Source organism: Proteiniphilum sp., from assembly GCF_034927365.1.
Lineage (GTDB): Bacteria > Bacteroidota > Bacteroidia > Bacteroidales > Dysgonomonadaceae > Proteiniphilum.
Genome location: NZ_JAYFQD010000007.1, coordinates 263,513 through 279,164, shown reverse-complemented (window position 1 = coordinate 279,164; position 15,652 = coordinate 263,513). Strand labels below are relative to the sequence as shown.

General features: G+C 44.6%; 10 protein-coding genes. 9 read left to right on the top strand and 1 reads right to left on the bottom strand.

What is annotated here, in order from left to right:
• Positions 1-6: 6 nt before the first annotated feature.
• The 9 genes from VB073_RS04720 (at position 7) to VB073_RS04680 (ending at position 13,350) form a co-directional block, all read left to right on the top strand.
• A complete protein-coding gene (locus VB073_RS04720) occupies positions 7-819 on the top strand; it encodes an SDR family oxidoreductase (protein ID WP_323402992.1) in 813 nt (270 codons plus the stop codon).
• A 179-nt stretch (positions 820-998) separates the two neighbouring features.
• Positions 999-2,078 carry a sugar kinase gene (locus VB073_RS04715; RefSeq protein ID WP_323402991.1) on the top strand — a complete coding sequence of 360 codons (1,080 nt, stop codon included), beginning with the start codon at positions 999-1,001 and terminating at the stop codon, positions 2,076-2,078.
• Between the two features lie 191 nt (positions 2,079-2,269).
• A complete protein-coding gene (gnd, locus tag VB073_RS04710; protein ID WP_323402990.1) occupies positions 2,270-3,724 on the top strand; it encodes a decarboxylating NADP(+)-dependent phosphogluconate dehydrogenase in 1,455 nt (484 codons plus the stop codon).
• A 208-nt stretch (positions 3,725-3,932) separates the two neighbouring features.
• Entirely contained in the window at positions 3,933-5,216 is a 1,284-nt protein-coding gene (locus VB073_RS04705) for a lactate racemase domain-containing protein (protein ID WP_323402989.1), read from the top strand.
• Positions 5,217-5,299: 83 nt separating this feature from the next.
• Positions 5,300-6,721, top strand: coding sequence for a Gfo/Idh/MocA family oxidoreductase (locus tag VB073_RS04700; protein WP_323402988.1), 1,422 nt, complete (start codon positions 5,300-5,302; stop codon positions 6,719-6,721).
• 100 nt (positions 6,722-6,821) lie between these two features.
• Positions 6,822-8,180, top strand: a complete 1,359-nt coding sequence (locus VB073_RS04695; protein WP_416349502.1) for a 3-keto-disaccharide hydrolase — start codon at positions 6,822-6,824, stop codon at positions 8,178-8,180.
• A 418-nt stretch (positions 8,181-8,598) separates the two neighbouring features.
• Complete coding sequence (locus tag VB073_RS04690) at positions 8,599-9,426, top strand: helix-turn-helix transcriptional regulator (RefSeq protein WP_323402986.1); 828 nt, start codon at positions 8,599-8,601, stop codon at positions 9,424-9,426.
• 323 nt (positions 9,427-9,749) lie between these two features.
• Complete coding sequence (locus VB073_RS04685; RefSeq protein ID WP_323402985.1) at positions 9,750-12,035, top strand: hypothetical protein; 2,286 nt, start codon at positions 9,750-9,752, stop codon at positions 12,033-12,035.
• A gap of 118 nt (positions 12,036-12,153) precedes the next feature.
• On the top strand, positions 12,154-13,350 hold the full coding sequence (locus tag VB073_RS04680; RefSeq protein WP_323402984.1) for an OmpA family protein: 1,197 nt from the start codon (positions 12,154-12,156) through the stop codon (positions 13,348-13,350).
• Positions 13,351-13,404: 54 nt separating this feature from the next.
• Here the strand turns inward: VB073_RS04680 and VB073_RS04675 are convergent, their stop codons facing one another.
• Positions 13,405-14,841, bottom strand: a complete 1,437-nt coding sequence (locus tag VB073_RS04675; protein ID WP_323402983.1) for a helix-turn-helix transcriptional regulator — start codon at positions 14,839-14,841, stop codon at positions 13,405-13,407.
• Positions 14,842-15,652 lie beyond the last annotated feature (811 nt).

Genomic DNA, 15,652 nt, shown 5'->3' with positions numbered 1-15,652 from the left:
CAAACTATGTACGAATTATTTGATATTAGAGAAAAAGTGATCGTTATCACAGGTGGAACCGGTGTATTAGGTTCCTCGATGGTAGAGTATTTGGCGGCTCACGGCGCGAGAGTAGCGGTGCTGGCGCGGAATAGTCAAAAAGGTGATGAACTGGTACAAAGAGTAAGAAAGGCCGGTGGCGAGGTAATGTTCCTTCAAACCGATGTGACTGATGATGCGATCCTTAAAAGAAATGCAGATGAGATCGTCACTCAGTATGGCAGTATAGATGTGTTGATCAACGGTGCCGGCGGGAATATGCCGGGAGCAACCATCGGTCCCGATAATACCATCTTTGATCTGAAGGCGGATGATTTCCGGAAAGTTGTCGACCTGAACCTGATGGGGACGGTTATGCCTACACTGGTCTTTGCCGAACAAATGGTAAGGGAAAAGAGAGGGAATATAGTCAATGTCTCCTCTGCATCCGCACTACGCCCCTTGACCCGTGTCGTGGGGTATGGTGCAGCCAAGGCGGCAGTGACCAATTTTACCAAATATATGGCAGGAGAACTGGCCATTAAATTCGGTGAAGATTTCCGTGTCAACGCATTGTGTCCCGGTTTTTTCATCACGGAGCAAAACAGGACACTGCTTACCAATCCCGACGGCTCTTACTCTGCACGGGGAAACTCCATCATAGGGCATACACCCTTCCGCCGCTTCGGTATTCCCGAAGACCTGTTGGGTACGCTTCACTATCTGGTGAGCGATGCCTCGAAATTCGTGACGGGTACGGTGGCAATCGTCGACGGAGGCTTCGACTCGTTTAGTATTTAGATTCAAGACTTTTAGAGCCAAGATTCAAGACTTTTAAAGTCAAGACTGTATTAATTGACAATTGAAAATGGAAAATTGACAATGAATTTGGATGATTCAGTGATTTAATTGGCATATTAACTACACTTCGTTCCGTTGAACGATGTTTGGCACATTAGTAACATTAGCACATTAATAATATGTTTTTATCACTAAGAAAAGAGTATAAATATTCGTTGATAGTTCCCACCAGTATGGGGGTACGCATTACGCCGGTAGATGCACAGCCGGTACAGAGCACCAATATGTTTCGTATGCAGGCGACCAGCGCCGAGACGAACGTGGCAAGCATCTCTTCTTATCTTGGACTTCCGGTGAAAGTGCTCACCACCTTTGTGAAGGATAGTCCCATCGCCGCTTTCATCAAATCTGATCTCCGGGCGAGAAATATGGAATATGAAGGGCCGGAAGTGCCGCAGGGTGATCCCTGGGGATATCGCCATCAGTTCAATATTGCCGATAGTGGTTTCGGACTGCGTGGCCCACGGGTACAAAACGACCGTGCGGGTGAAGTGGGAAAGACGCTGAACGTAAAGGATTTCGATCTGGAACGGATCTTCGGGCAAGAGGGTGTGCAGATCGTTCACCTCTCCGGCCTTATTGCGGCTCTCTCTCCCGATACGAGTAACTTCTGCCTTGAAATTGCCCGTTATGCGAAAAAAAATGGTACGCTTATTTCGTTCGACCTGAATTACCGGGCTTCCTTCTGGAAAGGTAGGGAGGCTACGTTGAAAGAAGCATTCACTGAGATTGCTTCTCTTTCCGATATCCTGATTGGTAATGAGGAAGATTTTCAACTTTGTCTCGGTATCGAGGGTCCGAAAGCAGGCGGTGAAAATATAGGGGGAACACTCGACGCATTCAAAGGGATGATCCTGAATGCGAAGCAAGTTTTTCCTCATGTTTCCGTCTTTGCCAACACCCTTCGTGAGGTGATCAGTGTCAATGAACATCTCTGGGGTGCTATTGTTTATCAAGATGGCAACTGGCACGAAGCGCCGTTGCGCAGAATCAACGTGATGGACCGTATTGGCGGAGGCGATGGTTTCGTGGGTGGATTGTTGTATAGCATCCTGAAGGGGATGGACCCCGGGAAATGGGTGCAGTTCGCCTGGGCAAGCGGTGCCCTTGCGACTACCTTCCTCACGGATTATGCCCAACCGGCTGATGAAGAGATGATTTGGAGTATCTGGAAAGGAAATGCCAGAGTGGTTAGATGATTCGCTCCGCGTAATTCATAGTAATTTGCTTCGCGTAATTCGATAGTTATTCGGCTTCGCCGTTATTCGCTTCGCGTTATTCATGCTTCGCATGGAATGAATACAACCGAACAACAACTGAAAATCAACCGAATAACGTGAACGAAGTGAACGAATAACAACTGAAAATCAATTGAATAACAATAGAAACAATGAATAAAAAAGCAGATATCGGATTGATCGGATTGGCCGTAATGGGTGAAAATCTGGTCCTCAATATGGAAAGTAAGGGCTATACGGTAGCCGTGTTCAACCGTACGGTTGAGAAAGTGGATACGTTCGTCAACGGACGGGGTAAGGGAAAGAATTTTATTGGTGCACACTCCTTGGAAGAGTTGGTCGCTTCTCTCGAGAGGCCTCGTAAGGTGATGATGCTGGTCAAGGCGGGTAAGCCCGTCGATGATTTTATCGATCAGCTTATACCCCTGCTTGAACCGGGTGACATCATTATCGACGGTGGCAACAGTCACTTCCCCGACACCATCCGTAGAACGAAATATGTGGAGAGCAAAGGATTGCTTTATATCGGTACAGGTGTCTCCGGTGGTGAAGAGGGAGCGCTCAAAGGACCTTCGATGATGCCCGGCGGCTCACCCGAAGCGTGGCCTCACGTGAAAGAGATCTTCCAGGCTGTTGCTGCTAAAGTAGAAGGAGGTGCTGCCTGCTGCGACTGGGTAGGCGAGAACGGTGCAGGCCACTTCGTGAAGATGGTGCATAATGGGATTGAATATGGAGATATGCAGATCATCAACGAAGCGTATCATCTGATGAAGGATCTGCTCGGTATGGATGCATTTGCACAACATGAAGTGTTCAAGAAATGGAATAGCGGTGTGCTGGATTCCTATCTTATAGAGATCACCGCCGATATCATGGCATATAAGGATGAGGATGGGAGCCCGTTAGTGGAAAAGATTCTCGATACGGCCGGACAGAAAGGAACCGGTAAGTGGACAGCCGTAGCAGCGCTCGACTTGGGTATTCCGCTCACATTGATCGGAGAATCGGTCTTTTCACGCTGTCTTTCGGCACAAAAAGATTTAAGGGTAAAAGCGTCAGAGGCAATATCGGGTAAGAAATCCGATTTTAAAGGAGATAAACAGCAGTTCGTTGATGATCTGGAAAAGGCGCTTTATGGTGCCAAGATCATCTCTTATGCTCAGGGATACGACCTGATGATGGAGGCTGCCAAAGAGTATGGCTGGAACCTCAATTATGGTGGTATCGCCCTGATGTGGCGCGGTGGTTGCATTATCCGCTCTCGCTTCCTGGGTGATATAAAAAAAGCGTTCGACAATAATCCTTCCCTGGAAAATCTATTGCTCGACTCCTTCTTCAAAGAGGCTGTGTTGTCGGCGGAAGAAAGCTGGCGCAGGGTTTGTGCAACGGCATTACAGAATGGTATTCCCGTACCGGCGCTTACATCTGCATTGTGTTACTTCGATGGCTTCCGGAGCAACCGTCTCCCGGCCAACCTGCTACAGGCTCAACGTGATTACTTCGGCGCTCATCAGTACGAGCGGATAGATAAACCACGTGGTGAGTTCTTCCATACCGACTGGACAGGACGTGGTGGTAATACCGCTTCGACGACGTATGATGTGTAGTCAATGTGCCAATGAGGCTAATGTGCTAATGAGGCAAACAACGTTCAACGGAGTGAAACGTAGTTAAATGTGCCAATTTGTTGAACTGTTGAATTGATCATTTTAACGATTTAACAATTCAACGATTCAACATCACTTGACCACCTAGGCACTCAGGCACTTTTTCACCTCTTTAATTGGCATATTAATCAATTAGCACATTAAAATTATGATTTATTACGAAACCGGTTCTCCCGAGACTGCTCTTTCACAGGACGACTTACGGAGAGGATTATATGAAGCGTTGGATAAATTGGGTGAACGGCGGAAAGTGCTCGCCGTTCCTCCCGATTATACCCGCTTGCCCAGCCGTTCCGGGGAACTGACCGAAATAGCGTGGGAATACTACGGTAACAGGCTCACCGATATCCTTCCCGCTCTGGGGACACATACCCCAATGACCCGGGTACAGATCGGCCATATGTTCGGGAAGACTCCTGAGTCGCTTTTCCGCGATCACGACTGGCGGAACGATGTCATCACTTTGGGGGAGGTGCCGGCAGATTATATAGGTGAAATTTCTGAAGGAAAAGTCGATTTCTCCTGGCCCGCACAAGTGAATAAACTGTTGGTAGACGGCGGTTTCGACCTTATCCTCTCCATCGGGCAGGTGGTACCCCACGAAGTGGTGGGGATGGCCAATTACAACAAGAATATCCTTGTCGGTACCGGTGGAAGCGAAGGGATCAACAAGAGTCATTATATAGGTGCCGTCTATGGTATGGAGCGGATGATGGGGAAAGCCGATACACCTGTAAGACGTGTTTTTAATTATGCTACTGAGCACTTTTTAAAGGGGTTGCCCATTGTTTACGTTCTTACAGTGGTCGGGGTAAACTCAGAAGGAGTACAGCAGACTTACGGCCTTTTTGTGGGAGACGGTCCGGAGGTATTCGATCATGCAGCGCAACTCTCGTTGCAGGTCAACTTTGTGATGGTTGAAAAACCATTGAAGAAGGTGATTGTTTGGCTCGATCCTACCGAATTTAAAAGTACCTGGTTGGGGAATAAGTCGATTTACCGCACCCGCATGGCGATTGCCGACGGAGGTGAACTGATCGTTCTGGCTCCGGCATTGAAAGAGTTTGGGGAAGACAAAACTATCGATCGTTTGATCCGGAAATATGGTTATTTCGGTACCGATCACACCTTGAAAGAGGTATCCCGGAATCAGGAACTCAAGGATAACCTGAGTGCGGCGGCACATCTTATCCACGGATCGTCCGAAGGGAGATTTCTGGTCACCTACTGTCCCGGCAAAGAGGTCTGGAACCTTACCCGGGAAGAGATCGAAAGCGTGGGATTCCGTTGGGGTGATATCGAGGAAACCATGCGGAAGTACGATCCTTCACTATTGAAAGAGGGATTTAATATGCTCCCCGACGGAGAGGAAATTTATTATATTTCGAGTCCCGCCCTTGGTTTATGGGCCCATAAAGACCGGTTTGTTTAATCCCCGGCATAGATTTAATCAATAAGGAGAAAATAATCATATATGTGATTTTCAATTAATTTAAACTCCGTAATATATATAGCATGACAACAAGAAGAGAATTTATCAGAAACACAGCCCTAGCTTCCGCAGGGCTGGCCATGGGCGGTATATCGACTAAAATGAATGCCGCGAGCTACAGCAGGGTTGTAGGCGCCAACCAGAAGGTGAACCTGGCCCATATCGGCATCGGAAACCGTGGATGGGAGATCATCAACGATTTCGACAAGACGGGATTGGCTAACGTGGTTGCCCTCTGCGATGTCGACCTGGGGGCAGAGCACACGAAAAAAGCGCTTGAGAAGTTCCCGAATGCGAAGCGTTTCAAGGATTTCAGGGAAATGTTCGATAAGATGGGCAATGAGATCGAGGCAGTAGCGATCGCTACTCCCGACTTTGCCCACTTCCCGGCGGTGATGATGTCGATGGCCTACGGTAAACACGTGTTTGTGGAAAAACCGCTGACCCGTACTTTCCATGAATCGGAATTGCTGCTCAAGGCAGTGAAGAAATACCCCAATATAGTTACTCAAATGGGTAATCAGGGGCACTCCGAAGCCAACTATTTCCAGTTCAAAGCATGGAAAGAAGCTGGTATTATCAAAGATGTGACGGCCGTTACTGCACACATGAACAATCCTCGGCGCTGGCATGGCTGGGATCCCAATATCAAGAAATTCCCCGCAGCCGAACCTATCCCTGCGACATTAGACTGGGATGTATGGACGATGGCACAGCGTTATCATGAATACAACAAGGATTTCCATTACGGACAGTGGCGCTGCTGGTATGATTTCGGTATGGGAGCCTTGGGCGACTGGGGCGCGCATATTCTCGACACGGTGCATGAATTCCTCGACCTGGGCCTGCCGGAAGAGATTACACCATTGAAATTGAAGGATCATAACGATTACTTCTTCCCGATGTCGAGTACCATCGAGTTCAAATTTCCGAAACGGGGAAAAATGCCACCGGTAGTCATTACCTGGTACGACGGCGTAGATAATATCCCATCCGTACCTGAAGGCTACGGTGTGTCGGAACTTGATCCCAATATCCCTTCCGTAGGTGGTGGAAAGATACAACCGGCCAAGTTGAATCCCGGCAAAGAGATCTACAGCAAAGATCTGATCTTTAAGGGTGGATCACACGGCAGTACGCTGAGCATCATTCCCCAAGAGAAGGCGAAGGAGATGGAGAAGAAACTTCCGGAAGTACCAAAGAGTCCTTCCGACCATTATGCTAACTTTCTGTTGGCTTGTCAGGGTAAAGAGAAAACCCGTTCTCCGTTTGAGATATCTGCACCATTGAGCCAGGTATTCTGCCTCGGTGTTGCTGCGCAAAAACTGAACCGTAAGATCGTCTTCAACCGTGCAACCAAACGGGTTACCAACGATGCTTTTGCCGATGCTTACCTCACGGGAGAACCACCGCGTAAGGGATGGGAGGATTTTTATAAAATATAATATGCCAATAAATCAATGTGCCAATATGCCAATTAATACGCCAAAAAATATTGGCACATTGGCATATTAGTCACATTAACTCATTAAATAAACAGCAATGATCAAGAAAACAATCATAACAGTAATAGCTGTGCTTGTAGCCGTCTCGGCATGGGCACAGGAACCGAAGTGGGAGAATCTGTTCAACGGACGCAATCTGAAAGGATGGGAAAAGTTGAATGGTACCGCCGAATATAAGGTGCAGGACAACAATATCATCGGCATTTCGAAGATGAATACTCCCAATACTTTCCTTGCGACTAAAAAGATGTACGACAACTTTATCCTGGAATTTGAATTCAAAGTTGACGACGGGTTGAACTCTGGTGTACAGTTCCGCAGTAACAGCCTGAAGAATTATATGGATGGCCGCGTTCATGGCTATCAGTTCGAGATAGATCCTTCTGCCAGAGGATGGACGGGAGGTGTCTACGATGAGGCACGCCGGGGATGGCTTTATCCGATGGACTATAACCCCGGGGGGCAGTCGGCATTCAAGAACGGCGAATGGAACAAAGCCCGTATCGAGGCGATCGGTAGTTCCATCCGCACATGGGTGAACGGTATCCTCTGCTCCGACCTGCTGGATAATACCACGTTGTCGGGTTTCATCGCACTGCAGGTACATGGTATCGGTAATAATACCGGATTAGAAGGCAAGACTGTTGCCTGGCGCAATATCAGAATAGTTACACAGGATGTGGAACGGTTTAAAACCCCGGAGAGTAATACAGTGAAACAGATCAATTCAATTGCCAATACCATCTCTGAACGCGAGGCCGCCGAAGGTTGGAAACTCTTATGGGATGGAAAGACCACCGAAGGGTGGCGTGGTGCCAAGATGGATCATTTCCCCGAAAAAGGATGGTCCATCGATAACGGTGTGCTGAGAGTGCATAAAAGTGATGGGGGTGAGTCCACCAATGGTGGTGATATCGTTACTACCCGCCCCTATAAGAATTTTATGCTGAAAGTTGATTTCAAGATCACCGAGGGAGCCAACAGCGGTGTCAAATATTTCGTGGATACCAATCTGAATAAAGGGCAAGGATCGGCTATCGGTTGTGAATTCCAGATTCTGGACGACAATAAGCATCCTGATGCGAAATTGGGTGTCGCGGGCAATCGTACGTTGGGTTCTCTCTACGACCTGATTCCAGCCCCTCAGAATAAACCTTTCCGTAGTGGATTCTTCAATACCGCTATGGTAGTTGTGAAGGGAAACCATGTGGAACATTGGTTGAACGGTGTGAAGATCATCGAATATGAGCGCAATAACCAGATGTGGCAAGCGCTGGTAAACTACAGCAAATACAAGGACTGGCCTAATTTCGGCAATGCAGAAGAGGGATTACTCCTTCTTCAGGATCATGGCGATGAGGTATGGTTCCAGAATATCAAGATCAAGATACTTGATTAACTAAGTGCCATTTGGCACGAGAAGGAGAGCCAATTCCCTGTTACCGGGAATTGGCTCTCCTTTTTTATAACCCGAAAAATTGGGCCTTTTATCTTAAAATCGGACAACTTTGACTGCAAGACCAAACATTTATAGTAGACATTTGTTTAGATTCAAAATGATTTATAAAAGGTTAGAGGTGAAAAAAGTATGGAAAAATTCCCCATTCCCGGCAAGTTACTTTTCTATTTTATCACACTGAACTTTTCTTTGTAAGATATTGTAAACACGGTTTTTTTCACTTCTGTAAAAAAGGAACTATGCCTGGCGCAGAATTGAAAATCGAAAAACGAAGGTGGCTCAGAACTGACAGTATGATTGAAGGGGCTGCCTTGATGTAGAAACAGTATCTCAATAATGGTCCGAAATAATAGATAAAATGTGTAATTTTAATTGCTCGAGCGAATATTCCAGGTGTGAGAACTATCAGGTGGGAAACATAAGTATGTTTTCTCAACGCCGGCTAAGGTTCAAGGAAAAATATGAACTGTATGCACCGGATCATTACTCTTTTATTTTTATGTTGAAAGGCAGTTTACGCCTCAAAGGAGAGGGAATCGATGCGATTGCCGAGGAGAATAATATCTATTCACTTGGTTATGACCTTACAATGACGTTACAGTCCCTTTCCGAGTCTTTTTTTCTGATACTTACCTTTGACGATCCCAATGTTTTATGCAATAAGATGGAAGTATCGAATCTGGAGCAGTATCTGTGCGAAAATCTCCCCGATGTACAATCGTTACCGATGAGTGAGCCGATCCGCCTTCTGGTGGAGTCTGTTTTATTTTACCTCGATCATAAGATGCAATGCCACCATTTGCATGGATTAAAGTTGGGAGAGTGGTTTTTCCTGATGCAGCGCTTTTATACTAAAAAACAGAATGCTAATTTCTTTTATTCGTTGATACGCGAAAACGATTCATTTGAGTTGATGGTCAGGGAAAAAGCCCGGAAAGTTACCACGGTCAATGAATTGGCTGATGTCTGTTATATGTCTCCCAAAACACTTACCCGAAAATTTAAGAAAGTATTCAATACAACACCTAAACAATGGCTGCTACAGCAGAAAAAAACACAGGTGATGACCGAATTTCTGCTTACTCAGAATAAGAAAGAATTACCTGAAAAATTGGGATTTTCCTCCTATTCTCATTTGAACTACTATTGTATCAGGCAGTTTGGTAAAAGTCTTAAAGAGCTGTGAATTTCCGGATAAAAAAGAATCTATTTAGAAGAAATGTCCTTTTTTTGCATTAAAATGTCCTTAAATTGTTTGTTATTCCTTATAAACCACTCTAATTTTGTACCCGTCAATAAAACATTTTTTTAGAAAGTTTGTCAATAACATCCTTCTCTGTTAGAAGGAGAGAAAAATTAATCACAGCGAAGTTTCCATCATTGAAGAGAAAAAAATAATCACAGCAAAAAAAATCTCTACGTTGGAATCATCTTAAATAGAGGGATTTGTGTCCTCTAAACCTATTTGTATTTTTTATTTTACTTAATTTTAGTCAAAATCAATTTTTTATGAAAAAGAGTCATTTTAAAATGTTATTCAGCTTCGTCTTCATGGCGTTGGTCATGCTGAGCTGCGAGAACAATTTGGAGATGGTACTCCCGCAAGGCCCCAAGGGTGATAAGGGAGATAAAGGCGATCCTGGAAAATCAGCTTTCGAATTGTGGTTAGAACACTACGGAAAAGATTCCAATACCTCTATTGAGGAATTTTTTAACTCGTTGAAAGGTGAAAACGGAAAAGACGGTGCTGTACCTATCATTGGTGAAAACGGCAACTGGATAATAGATGGAATAGATACTGGTATTCCAGCCAGGGGAAAAGATGGAAAAGATGGTGTTACTCCCGAGATTGGCGACAACGGTAACTGGTTTATTGGTGGCGTTGACACCGGAATACCGGCCAGAGGAAAAGATGGTTTCACTCCGGTTATTGGAGAAAATGGTAACTGGTGGATCGATGGTCAGGATACCGGTAAACCTTCGGTGGTTATCCCTGAAATCGGAAGCAATGGTAATTGGTTCATCGGTGGCGTTGATACGGGAAAACCTTCAAGAGGCAATGATGGTGCAAACGGAGTGAACGGCAAATCAGCCTACGAATTGTGGAAAGAAGCTGTGGATGCGGGTGAAATGACCAATAAAGATGGTTCGGAATATACCGGAGGCAATACCTGGGAAGAGTTCCTGAGATGGTTGCAGGGCGGAGATGTATCGGTATTGTATCAGTATTGGAAAACCCTCCCGGGTAATAGCAATAAAACCATTCAACAATTTATCGAAGAGTTGTTCTCCTGCCATTGCGATGGGATCACCGTAAGTGTGATTGCCCTCAACGAATGTGTGGAACTGAACGCCGATGGAACAGTGAAAGGTACTCATAGCGCAGAGCTCAGAGTAGGTGGCGAAGGAGGAACCCAGGTGAATGTAACCGGTAATGGAATAAATCTGAATGGTATTGTTTCTGACAACTTCACTCCCGTTATATTTAATATTCCTCGTGGAAATACAAGCATCCAACTGGTTATTGCATGTACGAAAAGCGGTAATACGGTAAATAAAGAAGCGGTTATTCCCGCGTTGAATTATGTGAGACTGAGTGCTACACCCACTGTAGTACCTGTACCGGGACAGCAGCAGGATGTGGTGACTGTCCAGTTCGTGACTGCTCCGGTAGAGATGTCGGTTGACGGTACGGTGGTTTACGCTTCAGGTGCAGTCGTTGCAGGTTCCGGTTGGGCTGTATCCAATGAGGGAAGGACATTCATCAGGACTTATAACAGAATGTCAACCGAACAGAAACCGACTGTCAGGGCAACAGGTGCTAATAGTGCATGCAGTACGATAGAAGAAGCGTTTACTATTGGGCAATTGGCTCCGGTTCAATTAGGACCATTAGCACTTACCACTATCAATGAATGTAATCTTCAGCTTTCGGTAACCGGAACACCAGGTATGACCGTTACGGCGATGGACGCTAACAATCACGCAGTCTCTGTTGTATTACCGGAAACTTCCGCGGGCAATTATTCCACAGGTATAGTACCAAGGTTGTACCAGGCTTACACGATCCTTGTACGGGCTGAGTTGACCGGATATGGGACTGTGGAAGAAACGATTGTTGTGGATGGACCCAATTTGGCGTCTGAACTGCTGCGTGTCGACCCGATATCGGGAGTAGTAGAAAACACCAGTATTTCGCAGGTACAGAGGAAATTGACAAATCTTTCCAGTGGTCCAATCCAGTATAACATTTCAAGAGGAGGTAATGTCGGGGCAAATCGTCACCCACTGTCTCCCGCATTCCCTCTGACCGGAACAATTGCAGCAGGCAGCTCTGTGGATCTGAGTTTCTACAGGGACTATACGTCCGATTTTTCTTCGGGAGAATATGAAGTTACAATCACGGTTCAAAACCAATGTGGATTACAGAGGAATTATACGCTCACGATTGCCAACCAGCAGAATTACCGCCATGCCTTTACAATGCCTGCGGGATGGGGTGATGGCAGCGGTGATCCGAATGAGATGATAACGTTTGAAGTATCTGTTTTTGATGGTATCCCGGGTAGTTATGTAGAGTTCCAATTGTTTAACGGATTAGCATATGGGGGCGTTTCACGCGAACAATTGGATGCAAGCGGGAACCTCACTTGGAATGTCACGATGACCAGGGCTCAGATACAGGCGGCACTCAATAACCAGAAAGGTTACTTCTATTTCTACTCTAATTCGGGATATACTGAGAAGTATTCTATAGGTTCGGAAAAAGAAGAGGTTACATTCGCATTTGACTAATCACTTCATACGATTATTTTATTTCGGTGTATGGAACTCGCGATAATCATCATCTTGGATATAATGATGTCCATGCTCGTTTCATAACTTCTTAGTTCAAATCTCAAATTATATCAATATGAATAAAAATAGTTTATTATATATTCTTCTTGGTGGTTTTATGCTCCTGTCTGTACCTTCGGGTGCACAGGAGACGCCAGGGGAAGTGGTTACGGAAAGTAGGGGGAAGCGTGCCTGGGAAATTGGTGTGGGTGCCTCTGTCTTTCAGTTTAGCCGTGTGGATTTCACCAAGTTTCAGAAAGGGAGCGATAATTATCAGCTTGGGTTACAACTCCGCCACAGTGTAATCGGGCCTAATCTCTATATCGCACGTGAACTGAATCCTTATTTTTATCTCGACCTGCAGGGAACAGTCGGTTTTACCGAACAGTTTATCGATGGGGCGGATAAGCTGAGAACACTCTATATGGTGGGACCGGGTCTGCAATGGCGTCTGGGTGAGTATTTCGACTCCAAGTATATCGACCCCTTCTTCCGTATAGGAGTAAGTTACATGAAAAAGAATTTCGATATGAAGTATCAGGGTGTGAATGGTGATGTAACTGAAGAGATGTCGTGGGTACTCGAAAATCTTTATAACAAGGATGGAGTGGATCGGAATGAGATGATCCCTGTCTCTTTGGGTTTAGGGATGAATACCTGGCTGAACGACCATTTCGGGATCGGACTGCAGGGCGACTATTTGCTGATGCCCTATAAGGATGTGGCCAATTCACTCCAGGGAACCGTGAGGTTGATCTGGCGCATGGGTGGCAAGTCGAAGAAGAGAATAGCTCCTGTCCAGTATATAGAAGTAGAGAAGATCGTACAGGGTCCGAAGGAAGTTGTAGAAAAGATCGTAGAGGTACCGGTTTCCGAACCGGCTTCTGTGGAGATCTGCGAACTATTCAACAATGTCTACTTCGAATTCGACAAGTCTGACATCCGTCCGGAAAGCGAAGAAGTACTCGACAAGATTGCTGACATCATGAAAGCCAATTCCGATCAGAAGTACCTGATCACCGGTTATACCGATGCACGCGGTAGCGCTGAGTACAACATCGGATTGTCGGGACGACGTGCCGCCGCTGTAGTAGAAGCATTGCAAAAACGTGGTGTAAACGGTGATATCATCAAATCGCGCGGTGTGGGTAAGAAAATTTCTTACGCTCCTGTTGGAGAATCACATATCGTACGTGAAGGTGACCGTAAGGTGACGGTAGAAATCATTACCAATATGGATTACTGGAACTTCATGCCGAAACGCGATTATTAATCGTTAAACAGCATAGTTAAATGAGGTGAGGTGCCCCGTCATGGGGCACCTTTTTTATGAGAATGTTTTGAAATAGCTGTAGAGATCTGTGTCACTCGGGATATCCAGTTTTTTTCTTAACCGGCTCTTACTGGTCTGCACCGATCGATGAGTGATGAACATGTATTCTGCGATCTCCTTTGATGGGAAATGAAGAAATATCATGGCGCTTAGCCGTAATTCGGTATTTGTCAGGTTGGGATGTTGTTGGAGGAGGCTACGGCTGAATTCGGGATACACCTCCCTGAACCGGGGCAAAAACGACGACTCGTTTTTCCTGGCCAGTTCTATCACCTCTTCAAAAGCATCGTTCAGTTTTAACTTCAGTTCCGAAACTTCAGACTCTTTCTTTTTCCTTCTTATGATCGACTGGTAGACGATGACGATAGATACAGATAAGACGATAGTGAAAAGAATGGCTACCAGTGAGATGGTCCTTCTCAATTTCGCTTTAGAGAGCTTTTGCTCTTCCCTGAGGAGCATTGCGAAAGCTTCTTCCGCGGCTGCGTTTCTCGCTTTTCCCAATTCATTGGATATTTGTAGTTCTTTTTCATGGTATTGTCTTGCAGAATCTTCTTCTTCCCTTTCGGCGTAGATTTCCGATATTCTTTTGTAAAAACCGGGTAATTCGTTTTTTATATTGGTTGTTTTTAAGTTCTCCAGCCCATTCCGGTAGAGAATCATTGCCGAATCGTTATTCCCCCTTTTTCGTTGCAGGTCTCCCCAGCGTTGATAAAGCCACGAAGAGTAGTGATAATCATATTGACGGATAAGAGAATCAGCTTTCTCAAAGTACAATGCCGCTGTATTATATTGTTGTTTTCCGGTATAATATTCACCAAAGTGAGAATAGAGGTTGATCTTGTTTCTAAAAATACTCTTTTCCTCCGCACCGGTCAGCAATTTTTCATTTCTTTTCATCCAGTAAAACGATGAATCGGGCATCTGTTTAATTATGTCATAAGCTATGCCTAAGTTTTCATAAGCCAGGCTGGTATGACGGTCTCTCTCCTTTTTATCCTTAATCCTGATAGCATATTCATGGGCTTTTTGAAGTTCGTGGAACGAGGCTTTATTCAAATTAAGCATATAATACACCTGTCCCTTTATCCTGCTTATCTCCGACTGCATCACGGCATTATCCCTGCTGTATCGTTCCTGTTCGGAAAGCGACAGGTATTCTATTGATCTTTGATAATCACCCAGATAACTCAATACCTGCCCGATATAAAAGCAAGACATCGCTTTCCCTTTGGAGTAACCTATATTCCGGCTCAACGACAGTGCTTCAGTAGCCAATTCGAGTGCTCTGACGGGATTTACATTTGAGATCTCCGCAGATACGCGTGCCAGTAAACTGTCGGTCGTTTCCGTACCGCCTTGCAGGATAGGCCGAGCCTTTAAATCGATGGCAAGGAGAAGGAGACAACAAAAGAAAAGGAAATGTTTCATACACGATAGGTGCTTAGTTATGATAGAATTGTCTGTTTATGCCCGTCTAACCCTGGAACAGGCTGTTCATAACACCTGTTTTCGCAAAAATAGTACTAATGTATGTTATTACAAAATTTTTATTTAGCGGGATTCAAATGGTTTCAGTACAATATTTACCAAAAGAGGACAATCTGAGACTGGAAGAAGTGATGTTATATACCTGTTGATCGTCTGTCAACCCGATAAAAGAGGTACTCCAAAATCGAAAATGAATAAATTTATATTCTGTATATAAAAAACGGACAAAAAATATCATATTATGATATTCAGGCTTTTAACTGTTAAGGTTACTAATTGATAATATATGTTGTATCTATGTTGTATCTATATTTGGACTTTTTTTATCAATAAAATGAACATTTTTATAAAATTTGAGTTTATATTGCTCGAATAAGCGATTAGCTAATTTTAGGAAAGGCAGGAGGTGCCTCCAAAATTTTCTTATTAATTACTTTTTATGAAACGTTGATTCTCTATTCAAATAGGCGCTATCAGGGAGTGTATAAAAAGATGTGGAAAAAATCCACGTTTATTATTTTCGGTTACTCTGTTAAAAAATCAGTTGTAGTTTTGTAAATGTTTTTGAATGGGGTGGGATTCCATAATTAATTGGATACGATAATCCTTAGGTTGCTTATTTGGTAATTTTTAGAAATCAGGAGTGTAGAGATTCTTCAGGGTAAGGTTGATATAGTTTGAATAGGATAAAATTTTGAGTGGGATAAAATAATAATGTCCTTTTTAGAAATAAAAATGACTTTTTATTGAA